The sequence below is a fragment of the Streptomyces sp. NRRL F-5123 genome (assembly GCF_000721495.1).
GTDB lineage: Bacteria > Actinomycetota > Actinomycetes > Streptomycetales > Streptomycetaceae > Actinacidiphila.
In genome coordinates this window covers 66,269-84,888 of the sequence record NZ_JOHY01000011.1, presented here as the reverse complement: position 1 = coordinate 84,888, position 18,620 = coordinate 66,269, and the positions used below count along the sequence as shown (strand labels likewise).

Sequence of the window (18,620 nt, the reverse complement as noted above, 5' to 3'; positions counted from 1 at the left end):
CAGCATGACGCGCGAGTCGGAGAGCGGCCTGCCGATCGAACCCGTCTACGGCCCGGAGGCGCTCGCCGGCTGGGACCCTGCCGAGCGGCTGGGCGAGCCGGGCGGCTACCCGTACACCCGCGGGGTCTACCCCTCGATGTACACCGGGCGGCCCTGGACGATGCGGCAGTACGCGGGCTTCGGCACCGCGTCGGAGTCGAACGCGCGCTACAAGCAGCTCATCGCCAACGGCACCATGGGCCTGTCCGTCGCCTTCGACCTGCCCACCCAGATGGGCCACGACTCCGACGCGCCGCTCGCGCACGGCGAGGTCGGCAAGGTCGGCGTCGCGATCGATTCGGTCGACGACATGCGGGTGCTCTTCGACGGCATCCCGCTGGACAAGGTGTCCACGTCGATGACCATCAACGCGCCCGCCGCGCTGCTGCTGCTGCTGTACCAGATCGTCGGCGAGGAGCAGGGGGTGCCGGCGGACAAGCTGACCGGCACGATCCAGAACGACGTGCTCAAGGAGTACATCGCGCGCGGGACGTACATCTTCCCGCCCAAGCCGTCGCTGCGGCTCATCGCCGACATCTTCGCGTACTGCAAGGCCGAGATCCCGAAGTGGAACACCATCTCGATCTCCGGCTACCACATGGCCGAGGCCGGGGCCTCGCCCGCGCAGGAGATCGCCTTCACGCTCGCCGACGGCATCGAGTACGTGCGCACCGCGATCGCCGCCGGGATGGACGTGGACGACTTCGCGCCGCGGCTGTCCTTCTTCTTCGTCTCGCGCACCACGATCCTGGAGGAGGTCGCGAAATTCCGCGCCGCCCGGCGGATCTGGGCCCGCGTGATGCGCGAGGAGTTCGGCGCGAAGAACCCCAAGTCGCTGATGCTGCGCTTCCACACCCAGACCGCGGGCGTCCAGCTCACCGCGCAGCAGCCCGAGGTCAACCTGGTACGCGTCGCCGTCCAGGGCCTCGCGGCGGTGCTCGGCGGCACGCAGTCGCTGCACACCAACTCCTTCGACGAGGCCATCGCGCTGCCCACCGACAAGTCCGCGCGCCTCGCCCTGCGCACCCAGCAGGTGCTCGCGTACGAGACGGACGTCACCGCGACCGTCGACCCCTTCGCGGGCTCCTACGTCGTCGAGAAGCTCACCGACGACGTCGAGGCCGCCGCCCTCGACCTCATGGCCCGCGTGGAGGACCTCGGCGGCGCGGTCGCCGCGATCGAGCACGGCTTCCAGAAGTCCGAGATCGAGCGCAACGCCTACCGCATCGCCCTCGAAACGGACGCGGGTGAGCGCGTCGTCGTCGGCGTCAACCGCTTCAAGCTCGACGAGGAGGAGCCGTACGAGCCGCTGCGCGTCGATCCCGCGATCGAGGCGCAGCAGGCCGCGCGCCTGGCCGCGCTGCGCGCGGGGCGCGACCAGGGGGCGGTGGACGCGGCGCTGGCCGCCCTCCAGAAGGCGGCGGGCGGCACGGAGAACGTCCTCTACCCCATGCGGGACGCGCTGCGGGCGCGGGCGACGGTGGGCGAGGTGTGCGACGCGCTCCGCGCGGTGTGGGGGACGTACGTGCCGTCCGACTCCTTCTGAGCTTGCCGCCGCGTGGGGCGCACCGGACCGAAGGGGCGGTTGCTGTCTCCCCCGGAGCTTCGCCTGGGAGGTACCCCCACGCGCCCCTGGTGGTTGCCCGGCGCGGCACGCGCAGCCTCAGGAGCGGGCCCTCTTGCGCAAGGCGCGGGCCCGGCGTGCCACGCGGCGGACCACGCGGTTGCGCGGCACGAACGAGAGCTTGGCCGGGACGCCCCCCGGCAGCCCCAGGGAGGTCAGGCGGCGGCGCTTGAAGTACGGCCACGTCTGCTTCGTGAGGTTCGCGGCGAGCCAGGCGGCGGCCTCTTCCCGCAGATGCGGATACGCGGCGGACTGCATGCAGAAGCCGACCGCGCGGATCAGCGGGGTGAGGTCGGCGGCGACGGACTCCGGGGTGGGCGGGGTCCACGAACGCACCGCCGCCGGGGTGGTGAGCTCCGGCAGGAGCGCGTGCACGATCGTGACCGGCACGCGGTTGCTGTTCTGGTACGGCGAGAGCCGTTCGAGCAGCAGGCCCGTGCCGGTGCGGGCGACGGGGATGCCGTAGAGCGCGGACGCGGTGAGCAGCGCGGTGGAGAAGCAGCCGGCGACGAGCGCGGGGCGGGCCTTGAGGTAGACGACCTCGGCCAGCACGGGCGTGTCGAGCACCGTCAGCCGGCAGCCGAGGCGCTCGGCCTCGGCGACCAGCGGCTCGGTCCAGCTCGCGGGTGCGGTGGGGTGCGGCTTGAAGACGATGTCCGTGTGGCCGAGCGCGGCCGCGCCCCGCACCATCGCCAGGTGCAGCTCCTCCTCCTCGCGCACGCCGAGGATGTTCAGCGCGGACAGGTACTGGCCGAGCAGCAGCGCGGCGCCCTGCGGGAGGTCGGCGAGCGCGTCGGTGTCCGCGGAGGCCTCCGCGACCTCCTGGAGGACCTTGGTGAACTCCGCGCTCGGCACGACCTGCGGCTCGACCCCGAACTCGCTGAGCAGCAGCGGCCGCAGACCGGGCACGAGGTCGAGGTGCAGCAGCCGGTCGATGCGGGTGTCGACGAGCAGGCCGAGCTTGTTGCGCGTCGGGCCGTACGACATGAGGCCGTCGGCGTAGACGGTGACGGGCGCCCCGGTGAAGACCTGCACGAAGGCGAGTGACGGCGGGACCTGTATGGACTCGACGACCAGCTCGATGTCGTCGTCGCCGAGGTCCCACAGCATCCGCAGATGCCGCTCCCACATGGGGATCTCGTTGACGCGCGGGGTCCAGCCGCCCGGGTGCAGCGGGCTGACGAGGGCGTTCCAGGAGACCAGCCGGTCGAAGCGGGAGCGCAGCGCGGCGAAGCCGGGCGCCTCGTCGAGGGCGGGGTGCGTCTCGGGCACGGGGGCGTTGTTGCTGACCACGAGGATGCGGCGGTCGGCGGGCGGGAGGGCGCCGGCGTCGACGGCGGCGGCGAGCGTCGCGGCCCCGTAGAGGGTGGACGCCATGAGCAGCTGGGTGGTGGCCATCACGCGGCCGCCGTTCCGTCGCCGTTGCCGGTACCCGGTCCGCCGCCGGATCCGCCGCCGGACCGCCAGCGCAACCGGCGGATTTTCGTGCTGCGTTCGATATCCATCGCGTCCAGAACCGTGTTCAGCGTATCGGCGGGGAGCCGGCCGAGAGCGGCGGCGCTCACCGACTTGAGACGGCGTGCCGTGGCCGGCTCGAAACGGTCTATCTGATCCAGGTGGAAAATGACGAGGGCGCAGAACTGCCGGATGGCTTTCGGCAGGTAGCGGTCGCCCTCGGGGTCTTTCGCGAGCATGTCGAAGACGAGTTCGCAGGAGCGGACGAAATCGAGTTGGCGTTCGTCGCCGATGCGGGTGAGCGAGGTGCTCACGTCGCGGCGGTAATGCATCCCCAGCAGGCCGGCGACGCCGACGGACTCGGCGTTCAGATGCATCCGCCACGCCCACAGCCGGTCCTCGGCGGTGCGCAACTCCTCCGGCATGCGCAGCAGGCCGCGGTCCACGGTGCGCCGGTGGTAGGCGCCGAAGGGCAGGTTGGGGTAGTCGACGAGCGAGGGCCGCTCGGCCGGCAGGATGCAGTCGCGCGGCGCGAGGACGGCGCCCCGGCGGCCGTGCGGGGCCCGGACGATCTCCCGGTTGGCGCCCGTGCACTTGACGTGGTCGGTGCGCAGGAAGTCGACATCCAGCTCCTCCATCGCGTGCACGAGCTGGTCCAGATAGCCCGGGGCCATCCAGTCGTCGCCGTCCATGAAGGTCAGGTACGTGCCCTCGGACGCGTCGATTCCGGCATTGCGCAGGGCGGACACGCCGCCGTGCCCGCGCCGCAGCACGCGCGCGCCGGGCAGGGTCCTCGCTCCTTCTTCGAGCAGCTGCGGCGTCTGGTCCGAGGACCCGTCGTCCATCAGCAGGAACTCGTAATCCGGACGGTTGTTCGCGCGCAGACTTTGCAGTGCGTCGGGCACGAATTGCTGCACGTTGTAGAACGTCACGATGACGGAGAGCTTGACCACCCGATGAATCCTATGGTCTTGCCGCGCGGCGTACTTGGCGACCGGGGGACGTTTGGGTAAACGGAGAATGTCCAACCGGTGATGCCGCTGATCGGAGGTTCTCCGTGCAAAGTAGCGGCATTCTGTTTACCTCCCGTTGTCCTTCGATTCGTCAATTCCACCCGCCCGCTTCCTACTGTCGGCGACGTGCCAACACGTACGTCAGGCCCGCTGCGGGTCACTGTGATCGCCGATTCGGACACCCGGTGGAAATGGGGCGCGCTCGTCGCGCGCCGGATCGACCCCGGTGCCCGGCTCGACGCGCGCCTGCTGCGTGGCCGCGCGACCCCGACGCCGCGCCAGCTCGCCGAACTCGGCATCCCCGCCGACACGATGGTCGAGCGCACCGCCGCCGAGATCCTTGCCGAGACCAGCGCCGACACCTGCGACGTCGTGGTCGTCTCCTGTGTCGGCGGCACCTGCCAGGCCCTGCTGCACGGATTCCACCGCGCCTGGGCGGGCCGCGCGCGCCGCCCCGTCGTCGTGACCGGATACGTCGGCGTCGTCTACGAGAAGCTCACCGACGGCCTGCTGCTGCGGGCCGGCGCCGACGTCGTCCTGGCCAACAGCGCCGACGACGCCCGCCGTTTCCGCGAGGTCTACGAGGGCGTCGGCCATCGCACCGGAAGCATCGTCGAGACCGCGCTGCCCTTCCTCGGCGGCGACCGCTACGAGCCCGACGAGACCAGGCCCTTCACCGTCACCTTCGCCGTCCAGCCCTCGGTGCCCGACAGCCGCAAGGACCGGCTTCACCTGCTGCGCCGCGCCGTTGCCCACGCCCGGCTGCACCCGCGCCGCGAGGTGCTCGTCAAGCTGCGCAGCAAGCCCGGCGAGCACACCACCCACATCGAGGAGCAGCCCTACCAGAAGCTGGTGGCCGACCTCGATCCGCCGGACAACCTGCGCCTGGTCTACGGCAACATGGCCGACGTCCTCGACCGCACCGACCTGCTCGTGACGGTCAGCTCGACCGCCGCCCTCGAATCGCTGCACCGCGGTATATCCACGGCGGTTCTCACCGACCTCGGCATCCGCGAGTCGCTCGGCAACCACCACTTCCTCGGCTCCGGCTGCTACGCCTCGTGGGACGAACTGGACGACGGCCACCTGCCGCGGGCCTCCGCGGAATGGACGTCCACGCACGGGGTCGAGGGCGCCGCCCCGTACGCCGCCCTGCGCGGCCGCGTCGCCGCCCTCCTCGACGAGGAGGCGCTGCCCCCTCTCGAGCCGTACTACACCCTGCGCACCGCGCCGGGTTACCTCCCCGGCGTCCTCGCCCGCCACGGCCTCGACCCCACCGGCGAGCCCATCGCGGGCTTCGCCCCGCGCGAGGCAGGCCCCGTGCGGTCCGCTGTGCGGGACTTCGTGCGCAATTCGGCGCGTAGCGCCTACCGGCAGGGGGTGCAGCGGGTCGCCCCCGCCATCCGCCGCTGGGGGCAGCTGTGACCCGCACTCGCCGTGGGGGCTGCGCCCCGGGGCCGCGGCTGCGCCGCAGGGCGAGCGTTTTCCAGGGGCGCGGGGAACTGCGCGAGCGACCCGCCACCGGCCGGTGGCCCGGAAACCACGGCAACTGCCCCTTCGAGCCGGGATCCACCCGCGCCCCGGTGGGGGCCGAGCGCTCCGTTCTCCCCCAGAGCTCCGCCTGGGAGGTACCCCCACGCGCCCCTGAAAACGCCCGCCCGGCGGTGTCGGGGCGCCGCGAAAACGCGAGCCCGTGCGACACGCACACCCTCACGACAGGAGTCACCCCATGAGCACCGTCGAGCCGCCGGCGGCAAGCCGTACCGTGCTGGCCGTCATCCCCGCGCGCGGGGGGTCGAAGGGGGTGCCCGGGAAGAACCTCGCGCCGGTCGGGGGCGTGCCCCTCGTCGCGCGGGCGGTGGACGCGTCCCGCCGGGCACGCCGGGTGACCGGCGTGGTCGTGTCGACCGACGACCCCTCGATCGCCGAGGCGGCCCGTACGGCCGGCGCCGACGTCGTGCTGCGGCCGGCCGCGATCGCGGGGGACACCGCGACGAGCGAGGCCGCGGTGCTGCACGCGATGGACGCGTACGAGGCGATGACCGGCGCGGAGCCGGGCAGCACCGACGTGGTGCTGCTCGTGCAGTGCACCAGCCCGTTCGTCACCGCCGAGGAGATCGACGGCGTCGTGGCCGCCGTCACCGAGGGCGGCGCCGACACCGCGCACACCGTCGCGCCCTTCCACGGCTTCATCTGGCGCGAGGGCGCCGAGGGGTCCGGCCCCGACGGCTCCGCGTACGGCGTCAACCACGACAAGGCCACCCGGCCCCGCCGCCAGGACCGCCCGCAGGACCTGCTGGAGACGGGCACGGCGTACGCGATGCGCGCGGCCGGCTTCCGCGCCGCGGGCCACCGCTTCTTCGGGCGCACCGCGCTCGTGCGCACGGACCCCGCGAAGGTGCTGGAGATCGACGAGCCCGCCGACCTCGCGCGCGCCCGCGCCCTGGCCCCGCTGCTCGACCCGACGGCGGCCACCCCGACCCGCGACGACGTCGACGCGGTCGTACTGGACTTCGACGGCACCCAGACGGACGACCGGGTGCTGATCGATGCGGACGGACACGAGGCCGTCACCGTGCACCGCGGTGACGGGCTCGGGATCGCGGCCCTGCGCCGCGCGGGACTCCCCGTGCTCATCCTGTCCACCGAGACCAACCCGGTCGTCGCCGCACGGGCGCGAAAGCTCGACGTGCCCGTCCTGCACGGCATCGACCGCAAGGACCTCGCGCTCAAGCAGTGGTGCGAGGAAAACGGCATCGCGCCCGAGCGGGTGCTCTACGCCGGCAACGACGTCAACGACCTGCCGTGCTTCGGCCTGGTCGGCTGGCCGGTGGCCGTCGCGGGCGCCCACGACGTCGTACGGGCCGCCGCCCGTGCGATCACCACGGCCGAGGGCGGGCGCGGCGCGATCCGTGAGATCGCCGCGTGGCTCCTCGGCCCCACTCTGGCCCGCTGACCGGCCGCCACACCCCTGATCCAGTCCCGAATCCCCCTAAGGAACCACCCGTGAACTCTCCTCTCGCTTCTCTCCCGGCAAACCTCCGCAAGGTCGGCTCGCGCCACATCGGCAACGGCCAGCCCGTCTACATCACCGGCGAGATCGGCATCAACCACAACGGCGACCTGGAGAACGCGTTCGCGCTGATCGACGCGGCCGTCGCCGCGGGCTGCGACGCGGTCAAGTTCCAGAAGCGGACGCCGGAGATCTGCACCCCGCGCGACCAGTGGGAGATCGAGCGCGACACCCCCTGGGGCCGGATGACGTACATCGACTACCGCCACCGCGTCGAGTTCGACGAGGCCGGCTACCGGGCGATCGACGAATACTGCCGCAAGCGCGGCATCGACTGGTTCGCGTCCCCGTGGGACGTCGAGTCGGTCGCCTTCCTCGAGCAGTACGACGTGCCCGCGCACAAGGTCGCCTCCGCGTGTCTGACCGACGACGACCTGCTGCGCGCCCTGCGCGCGACCGGCCGCACCGTCATCCTCTCCACCGGCATGTCGACGCCGAAGCAGATCCGGCACGCGGTCGAGGTGCTCGGCAGCGACAACATCGTCCTCTGCCACGCCACGTCGACGTACCCGGCCAAGCACGAAGAACTGAACCTGCGGATGATCAACACGCTGCAGAACGAGTACCCGAACGTGCCCGTCGGCTACAGCGGCCACGAGGTCGGCCTGCAGACCACGCTCGCCGCGGTCGCGCTCGGCGCCGTCTTCGTCGAGCGGCACATCACCCTCGACCGCGCCATGTGGGGCTCCGACCAGGCCGCGTCCGTCGAGTCGCAGGGCCTGGAGCGGCTCGTCCGCGACATCCGCATCATCGAGACCTCGCTCGGCGACGGCGTCAAGAAGGTCTACGAGGGCGAGCTGGGCCCGATGAAGAAGCTGCGCCGCGTCGCCGGTGTCGTCGCCGAGACGGAGTCGGCCGAGGCCGACGCCGACGCCGACGCGTCCGCGTCCGCGGCCGTCTGACGCGCGGCCGAGCGCCCACGCCGGAGCACCGAGCCAGCACCGAGGACACGAGGACGTTCGAGGACATGGACGAGTCGACGACGACCGCCACCCCCGCCTCCGCCGACCGCCCCGCGCCCCACCCGGGCCACGGGACCGTCGCGCTGGTCGAGTCACCCGTGCAACTGCTCAACGTCCTGGAGTGGGCGCACATACAGCCCGCCATCCCCGCTGCCCGTGACGGCGGGGCGGGGGACGGGGGCGGGGACGGCGGCACGTCCGCGGGTGGGTCTGGCGGTACGGGCGCGCGCGGGCGCGTGCCGGTCACCGTCGTCGTGCTCTCGCCCGCCGACCCCACCAGCCGCGGGCAACTGCGGCGGATGGCCGAACTCGCGCGCGACGAGGGGCTGGCCGTGCGCTGGTTCGAGGCCCGCGGCAACCGCGGCGGGCTCCTGCGGACGGCGCTCGCGCTCGCTCCCACACTGCTGCGCGTGCGGCGGCTCGTCATCGGCGACCCCTTCTCACGGCTCGTGCAGGTCCTGCTGCCGCTGTGCCGCGCGAAGGAGCTGACCGTCGTCGACGACGGCACCGCCACGATGGAGTTCACCGCCCTCCTGGAACGCGGCGGGCGGCTCGTCCGCTGGCACCGCAGCGGGCGGCGCCGCTCGCCCGCCGAGGTGGCCTTCGGCGTCTTCGCGTCCGCCGCGCGGCGCCGTCTCACGCCGGGCGGGCGGCGGCGCGTCGAGCTCTTCAGCGCGATGCCCGCCACGCCGCCGGCCGGGATGGCGCTCACCGTCAACGCCTTCTCCTGGACCCGCGGCCGCTTCGGGCCGCCGCGCGTGCTCGCCGGGACGGACCTCATCGGGACCTCGCTCGTCGAGACCGGCGTCGTCGACCCCGAGCACTACTTCGCGGTCGTCGCGGATCTTGCGGTGCGGCATGATGCGAAGCGGTATTTTGCGCATCGCAAGGAGGCGCAGGAGAAGCTGCACCGGCTTGCGGGGGAGACGGGGCTGGAGATCGTGCGGCCCGATCTCCCGCTCGAACTCGTCGCCCGGCGCGGGCCGGCGGGGCGGGTGATCCTCTCCTTCCCGTCGACGGTGGTGCATACGTTGCCGCTCGTGCTCGCGGGTACGGGTGTCGAGCTCGAGGTCGTCGAGATCGACCCCGCGTGGCTCACTCCCGGGGCCGGGCCCCGGGCCCACACGTTCCTCTCCGCGATCACCTCCTCGGCGAGGTCGCCCGCGAGGTAGGGGGGCGCTCTGAGTTGCCGCTTGCGGTGGGGTACCTCCTCGGAATGCGCGTCTGACGTCATGACGTGTCCGGTGCCGGACGGGGTGCGCATTCCTGCGGGGGCACCCCCGGATCGTCCCCCTCCCGGGGTTGCGTGGGCGGCTGCCCACCGGTGGGGGTGGGTGGGGTACGTCCCCCTCCCCTTGCGGTGCGTTGGCGGCTGCCCGCCTGCGGGGGTGATGTCCGCGGGACTGCGGGTCGCCCCCGACGGCGGGTCACCCCCCGCAGGGGGCGGTCAGCCGACGGCCCACCTGCACGGGTGGTGGGGGTGGGAAACACCCGCGCCGTCAGGCGCGGGCACCTCCGCGGCGGGGCAGCCGGCCGCCCGCGGCAAGGGGCCGCCCCGGAGTTCGCCCCTGCGTAAGAGGGACGTAACCTCGTGATCAACTCCGTAGGACAAGGTGCGGGAATGGCGGGATCTTTACGCGGCCCCGAGCCGGCGCGTGCTCGGCCCATGACGGGGGAACCGTCGGAGGAGCCAGGCCCCGGGGGCAGGCGCGGCGTCAGGCTGGCGGTGGTGACCAGTGGCGGGGTGGACGGGGATTCGCGGGCGCTGCGGGTGGTGGCGGCGGCGTGCGGTGCGGGGTATCACGTGACGTTGGTGGGGCAGGCGCCCGCCACCGTGCGGCTGCCCGGAATCGATGTGCGGCAGGTCGGGGTGCGCGGGGTGCTCGGGAACCACCGGGTGCGGCGGCCGCGGCCGGGGCTGCGGTGGCCGCTGGCGTACCGGAGTGCGGGGGCGTACGACCACCGGACGGTGCGGCTGGCGGCGGCGCGGCAGTTGCTCATGACGCGGGCGGCGGAGCTGGTCGTGGTGCACCGGCCGCTCCCGCTGCTGGCGCTGGCCCGCTGCGGGCACGCGGTGGCGTGGGTGCGGTACGGGGTGCGGGCGGGCTGGACGCGGGTGCGTGCGGCGCAGTACGTGGCAGCGGTGAAGCGGCGGCGCAGTCCGGACGCACGGTTGGACAACCTGATGACGGATGTGGCGCGGCTGGTGCTGGGGCGCCGGGCGTGGCGGCGGCTGGATCCGGGGCTGCTGGACGAGGAGGTCGCGTACGGGCCGGTGCTGGACGCGGTGCGGCCGCATCTGATCCATGCGCTGGGGCACCGTGCGCTCGGCGTGGCGATCCGGGCGGCGCTGCGTGCGGAGGGGGCGGGGCACCGTGTCGAGGTGGTGTGGGACGCCCCGTCCCGTACGCCCGCGGCGACACGGCGGGCGAACGTGGCGGCGGACGCGCACGAGCGCTCCTTCGCGCGGGAGGCGGACGGCGTCGTGACGGTCGGGCAGGGGCTGGCGCGCGAGCTGCGGGCGCGGCACCGGCTGGGGGCGACTCCTGCGGTGGTGCGCAACGCTCCGCCGCTGGTGGAGGGGCCGCGGGTGCATCCGAGCGGGGTGCGGGACCGCTGCCGGCTCGCGGCGGACGTGCCGCTGCTGGTGCACACGGGACCGGTCGCGCCGGACCGCGGGCACGCGATCGTGGTGGAGGCGCTGCCGAAGCTGTACGACCTGCACGCGGCCTTCGTGGTGCCGGACCCGGCGGATCCGGAGCTGGGGCCGCTGCTGGAGCGGGCGGCGCAGCTCGGCGTCCACGGGCGGCTGCACGTCCTGCCGTACGTGCCGGTTGCGGAGATCCCGGCGTTCCTGGCGTCCGCGGACATCGGCGTGCTGCCCGTCCACAAGCTCCCGCACCACCAGCCGGTGCTGGCCACCCGCTACTTCGAGTACGCCCACGCCCGGCTGCCGGTGGTCGTGAGCGACGTCCGGGCGATGGCCGCGGCGACGCTGGAGCTGGGCAACGGCGAGGTCTTCCGGTCGGGGGACACCGCCGACTTCGTCCGGGCGGTCGGGGCGGTGCTGACCAATCCGCGCCGGTATCGCAAGGCGTACGACCGTGAGGACGTCCTGCGCGAGTGGTCCTGGCAGACCGAGTCCGTCCCGCTGCTCGATCTCTACGCCCGGCTCCTGGGTCCGTCACGGGAGGCGTAACCCAAAAGAGTGGACATACCCTCGTCGATGCCCGGGTATGCGCCGATCGGGCGACTTCTTCTCGGCCAGGTGTCCCGGATTTTGCCCGATCGGCTCGGCCGCGGGGCTCCGGGGGCCTACCCTGACTGAGGTGAACGACTCACCCTCAGCACCGTCCGGTGCGCTGTCCGAAGAATTGCGCGACGAGCTCATCGCCTTCCGCCGGGATCTGCACCGGCATCCGGAGCTGAGCCGGCAGGAGTTCAGGACCACCGAGAAGGTCCGGGCCAGGCTGGAGGCGGCGGGGCTGCGGCCGCGGGTGCTGCCCGGCGGGACGGGGGTGGTGTGCGACATCGGGCCCGACCAGCCCGGTGGGCGGCTCGCGCTGCGGGCCGACCTGGACGCGCTGCCGGTGGCCGACGTCAAGACCGTGCCGTACCGCTCGACGGTCGAGGGGCGGGCGCACGCGTGCGGGCACGACGTGCACACCACCGTCCTGCTCGGCAGCGGGCTGGTGCTCGCGGAGCTGGAGCGGCAGGGGAAGCTGCCGCGGCCGGTGCGGCTGGTGTTCCAGGCGGCCGAGGAGGTCATGCCCGGCGGGGCGATCGACGCGATCAAGGCGGGGGTGCTCGACGGCGTCGAGCGGATCTTCGCGGTGCACTGCGACCCGAAGGTGGAGGTCGGGAGGATCGGCCTGCGGCAGGGCGCGATCACCTCGGCCGCCGACAAGCTGCTGCTGGCGCTGGACGGCCCCGGCGGGCACAGCGCCCGGCCGCATCTGACGACCGACCTGGTGATGGCCGCCGCGAAGCTCGCGACCGAGCTGCCGATGGTGCTGACCCGGCGGGTGGACCCGCGCGCGGGCCTGAGCATCGTGTGGGGCCGGATCCAGGCCGGGCACGTCGCGAACGTCATCCCGCAGCACGCCGAGCTGGAGGGCACCGTGCGCTGCCTGGACCTGGCGGCGTGGCACGACGCCCCGGACCTGGTGCACGAGGTGATCGACCAGGTCGCGGCGATGTACCGCGCCAAGTGCGAGATCACCTACCAGCGCGGGGTGCCGCCGACCGTCAACGAGCCCGCCTCGACCGAGATGCTGCGGGACGCCATGACCGCGCGGTACGGTCTGCACGCGGTGGAGGACACCGAGCAGAGCCTCGGCGGGGAGGACTTCGCGTGGTATCTGGAAAGGGTGCCAGGAGCGCTCGCCCGGCTCGGGGTGCGGTCGCCCGGCGACACCGCCAAGCGCGATCTGCACCAGGGCGACTTCGATGCGGACGAGGGCGCGATCGACGTCGGTGTGAACCTCTTCACAGGGGCTGTCCTGCTGGCCTGACGCGGTGTGAAGCCCCGGCTACCGGGGCTTCACCCAGCGGAAATGCGTCGATCCGATAACGGGCCTTCATTCGGTCTTTACCTGACATCTACGCGCGTTAAGCTCCCGCGTAGCCAGCGCCGGACGGGGCGCGACACAACCGAAGGGGACCCTCTTGCGCCGGGTATCCAAGATCGCTGCCGCGGGCGTGGCCACCGCGGCTCTCGCGCTGTCCGTTGCCGCGTGCGGCAGCAGCACGACGGACGACAAGAGCTCGCCGAGCAGCAGCTCCAGCGACAACAGCAGCTCCGGCGGCAGCAAGTCCAAGGGCGTCGGTATCGCCTACGACGTCGGCGGCCGCGGCGACCACTCCTTCAACGACTCGGCGGCCCGCGGCCTGGACAAGGCCGACAAGGAGCTGAGCCTGGAGTCGAAGGAGCTGACCGCCGCCAACGGCGAGACCGACTCCGACCGCGAGCAGCGCCTCGACTCGATGGCCGCCGCGGGTTACAACCCGGTCATAGCGGTCGGCTACACGTACGGCCCGGCGCTCACGAAGATCGCGAAGAAGTACCCCAACACGACCTTCGGCATCGTCGACTCCGTCGTGGACCTGCCCAACGTCGACAGCATGGTCTTCGCCACCGAGCAGTCCTCTTACCTCGCGGGCGTCGCGGCCGCGCTGAAGACCAAGACCGGCAAGGTCGGCTTCATCGGCGGTGTGCAGAACGCGCTGATCGGCACCTTCGACGCGGGCTTCGCGCAGGGCGTCAAGGACACCAAGCCGAGCGTCCAGGTCACCCGTGAGTACCTGTACAAGAACGACCCGCGCGGCTTCAACGACGCCGCCTCCGCGGCCGGCAAGGCGCAGGGCATGCTCGACAAGGGCATCGACGTCATCTACACCGCGGCCGGCCTGTCCGGCGACGGCTCGATCCAGAAGGTCGCCGGCAAGTCCGGCGCCTGGGCGATCGGCGTCGACTCCGACCAGTACCAGGACCCGGCGCTGGCCAAGTACCAGAAGTCCATCCTCACCTCGGCGATCAAGAACGTCGACGTGGCGGTCTACGACCTGATCAACTCGGTCGACAAGGACAAGAAGCCGAAGGTCGGCACCAACACGTACAACCTCGCGAACGACGGCGTGTCGCTGGCCACCTCGGGCAACTTCATCGCCGACATCCAGTCCCAGCTGGACGCGGCCAAGCAGAAGATCGTCTCCGGCCAGGTCAAGGTCAGCGCGACCCCGTGACCTCGGGCGGATGACCCGGTACGGTCCGTGAGGCCCGGCAGGGACTGCCTCAGGCAGCCCCTCCGGGCCTCGGCCGCGCGACAGTTCCACCACGCCCCGAGCCTTTCCCCCGAGGAGAGTGCGCCATCAACGCGTCCACGAGTCCCCCCGCAGCCCCCGCCGTCGAACTGCGCGGCATCACCAAGCGGTTCCCCGGTGTCGTCGCCAACCACGACATCGACATCACCGTCCGCAGCGGTACCGTGCACGCCCTGGTGGGCGAGAACGGCGCCGGCAAGTCCACCCTGATGAAGATCCTCTACGGCATGCAGAAGCCGGACGAGGGCACCATCGCCGTCAACGGCGAGGCCGCGGACTTCCACGACCCGGGCGACGCGATCGCCCGCGGCATCGGCATGGTCCACCAGCACTTCATGCTCGCCGACAACCTCACGGTGCTGGAGAACGTCGTCCTCGGCAGCGAGAAGGCGTACGGCATCGGCGGACGCGCCCGCGCGCGCATCCGGGAGATATCCGACGCGTACGGGCTCGGTGTGCGGCCGGACGCCCTCGTGGAGGACCTGGGCGTGGCCGACCGGCAGCGCGTGGAGATCCTCAAGGTCCTCTACCGCGGCGCTCGCATCCTCATCCTCGACGAGCCCACCGCGGTGCTCGTCCCGCAGGAGGTCGAGGCGCTCTTCGAGAACCTGCGGGAGCTGAAGTCCGAGGGCCTGACCGTCATCTTCATCTCGCACAAGCTCGGCGAGGTGTTGTCGGTCGCGGACGCGATCACCGTCATCCGCCGCGGCACCACGGTCGGCGACGCCGACCCGAGGACCACGACCGCCCGGCAGCTCGCCGAGCTGATGGTCGGCAGCGAACTGCCGTCGCCGGAGACCCGCGAGTCGACCGTCACGGACGAGCCGATGCTCACCGTGGAGGGCCTGCGGCTCGCCGAGACCGACTCCGACGGCGTCGAGCGCATCGTCCTGGACGGCATCGGCTTCACCATCCACAAGGGCGAGGTCCTCGGCATCGCAGGCGTCGAGGGCAACGGGCAGGCCGAACTCGTCGAGGCCGTCATGGGCATGCGGTCGGCAGACGCCGGCACGCTCACCCTCGACGGCCGCGACATCACCCGCGTGCCCACCCGGGCCCGCCGCGAGGACGGCATCGGCTACATCCCCGAGGACCGGCACCGGCACGGCCTGCTGCTGGAAGCCCCGCTGTGGGAGAACCGCATCCTCGGCCACGTCACCGAGCGCCCCAACTCCCGCGGCCTGCTCATCGACCCGGGCGCCGCGCGCCGCGACACCGAGCGCATCGTGCGCGAGTTCGACGTGCGCACCCCCGGTATCGAGGTCACGGCCGCGTCGCTGTCCGGCGGCAACCAGCAGAAGCTGATCGTCGGCCGCGAGATGAGCCATCTGCCCAAGCTGCTGATCGCCGCGCACCCCACCCGGGGCGTGGACGTCGGCGCGCAGGCGCAGATCTGGGACCAGATCCGGGCCGCCCGCCGCGAGGGCCTCGCGGTGCTGTTGATCTCCGCGGACCTGGACGAGCTGATCGGCCTGTCCGACACGCTGCGGGTCATCTACCGCGGCCGTCTCGTCGCGGACGCCGACCCGGCCACGATCACCCCGGAGGAGCTGGGCTCGGCCATGACCGGCGCTGCCGCGGGGCACCTGGAACACGAGCCCGCGGGGGAGCCGGACGTACCGAAACAGGCCGGGGGAGAGGACCGATGAAGAAGTTCGACAAGGACCGGGTGCTGCTGGGCCTGGCCGCCCCCGTGCTCGCCGTGGTCGGCGGCCTGATAGTCACCGCACTGGTGCTGCTGGCCAGCGGCAAGGAGCCCTTCCACGCCTTCCACCTGATGATGACCTACGGCGGCAAGTCCGACAGCCAGGTCTACATCCTGAACAAGGCGACCCCCTACTACCTGTCGGGTCTCGCGGTGGCCATCGGCTTCCGGATGAACCTGTTCAACATCGGCGTCGACGGGCAGTACCGGATCGCCGCCTTCTTCGCCGCCGCAGTCGGCGGTGCGATGTCGATCCCCGGCGTGATCCAGATCCCGGTCATCGTGCTGACCGCGATGGCCGTCGGCGCCGCGTGGGCCGCCATCGCGGGCGTGCTGAAGGTGACCCGCGGGGTCAGCGAGGTCATCTCGACGATCATGCTCAACTCGATCGCGGGCATCGTCATCGGCTACTTCCTGCAGGACGGCCGGCTCGGCGTGACCAACAAGCAGTCGCTGAGCACCAGCACCAAGCCGCTTCCTTCGAGCAGCCACCTGTTCAACTTCACCACCCAGACCGACCCGGTGTACGGCTTCATCGTCTTCGCCGGGCTCGCGGGCGTCGTGTACTGGTTCGTGCTGTCCCGCACCCGCTTCGGCTTCGACCTGCGCGCGGTCGGCCGCTCTGAGTCCGCGGCGCAGGCCGGCGGCGTCGACGTCAAGAAGATGGTCGTCATCAGCATGGTGCTGTCCGGCGCGATGGCCGGCCTCGTCGGCATGGCGACGCTGCTGAACGACGCCCACCAGTACAGCACCGAATTCCCGACCGGCATCGGCTTCACCGGTATCGCGGTCGCCCTGCTCGGCCGCAACAACCCCATCGGGATCGCCATCGGCGCCCTGCTGTGGGCCTTCCTGGAGCGCGCCTCCAACGGCCTGGAGTTCGAGGGCTACGACAAGGAGATCGTCGGCGTCATCCAGGGCGCGATCGTGCTCGCCGTCGTCATCGCCTACGAGCTGGTCCGCCGCTACGGCCTGACCCGGCAGCAACGCCAAGTCGGCGCGGAACTCGCCGCCGCAGGCACCCCGACCAAGCAGCAGGAGGTGACGGCGTGAGCGCCACCGCCGTACAGACCCCGCCGCCCGCGGCGCCGCGCGCGCCCGGTGCCAAGGCCGGCCGCCGCAGGCTGTCCGTGCCCGTGCTCCTGCTCGTCATCGCCGCCGCGATCGTCGTGGTGTCGGCGGTGCGCGCCATCGCGAGCGCCGACGACGTCACGTCCTCCGGGCAGATCGCCGGAACGCTCACCGGCGCCGTGCCCATCGCGCTCGCCGGGCTCGGCGGCCTGTGGGCGGAGCGGGCAGGTGTCGTCAACATCGGCCTCGAAGGCATGATGATCCTCGGCACCTTCTTCGGCGCCTGGGCCGGCTGGGCGATGAACCCGTGGATGGGCGTGGTCGCCGGTGTGCTCGGCGGCATGGCGGGCGGGCTGGTGCACGCGATCGTCACCGTCACCTTCGGCGTCGACCACATCATCGCCGGTGTCGCGATGAACATCCTGGCGGCGGGCGTCACGGCGTACATGGCCAAGCGGATCTTCAACGTCGGCAAGGCCGCGACCGAGGGCGGCACGCCCAAGCAGTCGCCTCCGATGGAGGACATGAAGACCTTCACCGTGCCGGGCCTGTCGCACTGGCTGGCCACGCTGGAGAAGCACCACTGGTTCGTGGTGTCCGACGTCGCCGGCGTGCTCGGCGGCCTCGTCACCCGGATCTCGTCGCTGACGCTGCTGGCCGTCGTGCTCTTCGTCGCGACCTTCTTCGTGCTGTGGCGCACGTCCTTCGGCCTGCGGCTGCGCTCCTGCGGCGAGAACCCGGTGGCCGCGGAGTCGCTGGGCGTCAACGTCTACCTCTACAAGTACATCGCCGTCATCGTCTCCGGCGGCCTCGCCGGGCTCGGCGGCTTCTTCCTGTCCGTCGGCACGCACTTCTACCTCGAAGGCCAGACCAGCGGCCGCGGCTACATCGGCCTCGCCGCGATGATCTTCGGCAACTGGCGGCCCGGCGGGCTCGCCATGGGCGCGGGCCTGTTCGGCTACACCGACAGCCTCCAGCTGCGCAGCGGCACGGACTCCGTGCACGCGCTGCTCCTGCTGCTGGCGATCCTGCTTCTCGCCATGGCGGTGTGGAAGTACCTCCGCAAGGCGTACCTCTCGGCGGGCTTCGCGCTCGGCTTCGCCGTGCTGCTGGCACTGTGGTACATGACCACCGACTCCGTCCCCTCCGAGGTCGTGCAGGCCTCGCCGTACGTCGCCACGCTGCTGGTGATGGGCCTGTTCTCGCAGCGGCTGCGGATGCCGAAGGCGGACGGCCAGCCGTACCGGAAGGGGCAGGGCGGATGAGTCCGGACAGCGGAGCGTGCAGCGATCCCGGCAGCCCCGGCGGCTCCGGCGTCTCCGACGTCGACTGGAAGGCGCTGCGCGCGGCCGCCCGTGAGGTCATGGAGCGGGCCTACGCGCCCTACTCCGGCTTCCCGGTCGGCGCCGCGGCGCTCGTCGACGACGGGCGGACGGTCGTCGGCTGCAACGTCGAGAACGCCGCGTACGGGGTCGCGCTGTGCGCCGAGTGCGGCCTCGTCTCCGCGCTGCACGCCACCGGCGGCGGCCGGCTCACCGCCTTCGCGTGCGTCGACCGCCGCGGCGAGCCCCTCATGCCGTGCGGGCGCTGCCGCCAGCTGCTGTGGGAGAACGGCGGCCCCGCGCTGCTGGTCGACACCGCGGCCGGGGTGCGCCCGATGAGCGAGATCCTCCCCGACGCCTTCGGGGCCGACGACCTCGGCCGGTAAGGCCCGCCCGCGGCCTGGGGCGGCCCCGCACGGACCGCGCGCCGCGGCACGTCGGGGCGGCCCGCCGCACGAGCCGTCCCGCGCAGGGCGCGCGAGCCCGCCCGGCCCCGGGCCGCCCCGACGTGCCGCGAGCCCCGCGCAGGGCCC

The 18,620-nt window shown here is 72.3% G+C and carries 14 protein-coding genes; 12 read left to right on the top strand and 2 right to left on the bottom strand.

Annotation, left to right across the window (positions count from 1 at the left end):
• Window positions 1–4: 4 nt before the first annotated feature.
• Window positions 5–1,585 (top strand): acyl-CoA mutase large subunit family protein, encoded by a 1,581-nt coding sequence (locus IH54_RS0113205; protein WP_031516231.1) that lies wholly within the window; start codon window positions 5–7, stop codon window positions 1,583–1,585.
• Between the two features lie 117 nt (window positions 1,586–1,702).
• On the opposite strand, the gene IH54_RS0113200 is transcribed toward IH54_RS0113205, so the two are convergent.
• Both IH54_RS0113200 and IH54_RS0113195 read right to left on the bottom strand, forming a co-directional pair.
• Window positions 1,703–3,061, bottom strand: a complete 1,359-nt coding sequence (locus IH54_RS0113200) for a polysialyltransferase family glycosyltransferase (protein ID WP_031516229.1) — start codon at window positions 3,059–3,061, stop codon at window positions 1,703–1,705.
• On the bottom strand, window positions 3,061–4,071 hold the full coding sequence (locus tag IH54_RS0113195) for a glycosyltransferase family 2 protein (RefSeq protein WP_031516227.1): 1,011 nt from the start codon (window positions 4,069–4,071) through the stop codon (window positions 3,061–3,063). The genes IH54_RS0113200 and IH54_RS0113195 overlap by 1 nt, the downstream gene beginning before the upstream one ends.
• A 186-nt stretch (window positions 4,072–4,257) precedes the next feature.
• Between IH54_RS0113195 and IH54_RS0113190 the strand changes: the two genes are divergently transcribed.
• The 11 genes from IH54_RS0113190 (at window position 4,258) to IH54_RS0113140 (ending at window position 18,473) form a co-directional block, all read left to right on the top strand.
• Entirely contained in the window at window positions 4,258–5,556 is a 1,299-nt protein-coding gene (locus IH54_RS0113190; protein WP_107060164.1) for a DUF6716 putative glycosyltransferase, read from the top strand.
• A gap of 304 nt (window positions 5,557–5,860) precedes the next feature.
• Window positions 5,861–7,087 carry an acylneuraminate cytidylyltransferase gene (locus tag IH54_RS0113185; protein WP_031516223.1) on the top strand — a complete coding sequence of 409 codons (1,227 nt, stop codon included), beginning with the start codon at window positions 5,861–5,863 and terminating at the stop codon, window positions 7,085–7,087.
• A gap of 50 nt (window positions 7,088–7,137) precedes the next feature.
• A complete protein-coding gene (locus tag IH54_RS0113180; protein ID WP_031516221.1) occupies window positions 7,138–8,106 on the top strand; it encodes an N-acetylneuraminate synthase family protein in 969 nt (322 codons plus the stop codon).
• 65 nt (window positions 8,107–8,171) lie between these two features.
• A complete protein-coding gene (locus IH54_RS0113175; protein WP_234343492.1) occupies window positions 8,172–9,338 on the top strand; it encodes a hypothetical protein in 1,167 nt (388 codons plus the stop codon).
• A gap of 557 nt (window positions 9,339–9,895) precedes the next feature.
• Window positions 9,896–11,365, top strand: a complete 1,470-nt coding sequence (locus tag IH54_RS0113170) for a glycosyltransferase (protein WP_234343491.1) — start codon at window positions 9,896–9,898, stop codon at window positions 11,363–11,365.
• Window positions 11,366–11,495: 130 nt separating this feature from the next.
• Window positions 11,496–12,680, top strand: coding sequence for a M20 family metallopeptidase (locus IH54_RS0113165; RefSeq protein WP_234343490.1), 1,185 nt, complete (start codon window positions 11,496–11,498; stop codon window positions 12,678–12,680).
• Between the two features lie 154 nt (window positions 12,681–12,834).
• The gene (locus IH54_RS0113160; protein ID WP_031516213.1) at window positions 12,835–13,911 is read left to right on the top strand and encodes a BMP family lipoprotein; all 1,077 of its coding nucleotides are present in this window, start codon (window positions 12,835–12,837) and stop codon (window positions 13,909–13,911) included.
• A gap of 125 nt (window positions 13,912–14,036) precedes the next feature.
• Window positions 14,037–15,638 (top strand): ABC transporter ATP-binding protein, encoded by a 1,602-nt coding sequence (locus IH54_RS0113155; protein WP_031516211.1) that lies wholly within the window; start codon window positions 14,037–14,039, stop codon window positions 15,636–15,638.
• Window positions 15,635–16,747, top strand: a complete 1,113-nt coding sequence (locus IH54_RS0113150) for an ABC transporter permease (protein ID WP_031516209.1) — start codon at window positions 15,635–15,637, stop codon at window positions 16,745–16,747. The genes IH54_RS0113155 and IH54_RS0113150 overlap by 4 nt, the downstream gene beginning before the upstream one ends.
• Complete coding sequence (locus IH54_RS0113145; RefSeq protein ID WP_031516207.1) at window positions 16,744–18,030, top strand: ABC transporter permease; 1,287 nt, start codon at window positions 16,744–16,746, stop codon at window positions 18,028–18,030. Before IH54_RS0113150 ends, IH54_RS0113145 begins: the two co-directional genes overlap by 4 nt.
• Window positions 18,027–18,473, top strand: a complete 447-nt coding sequence (locus IH54_RS0113140) for a cytidine deaminase (RefSeq protein ID WP_052397385.1) — start codon at window positions 18,027–18,029, stop codon at window positions 18,471–18,473. The genes IH54_RS0113145 and IH54_RS0113140 overlap by 4 nt, the downstream gene beginning before the upstream one ends.
• Window positions 18,474–18,620 lie beyond the last annotated feature (147 nt).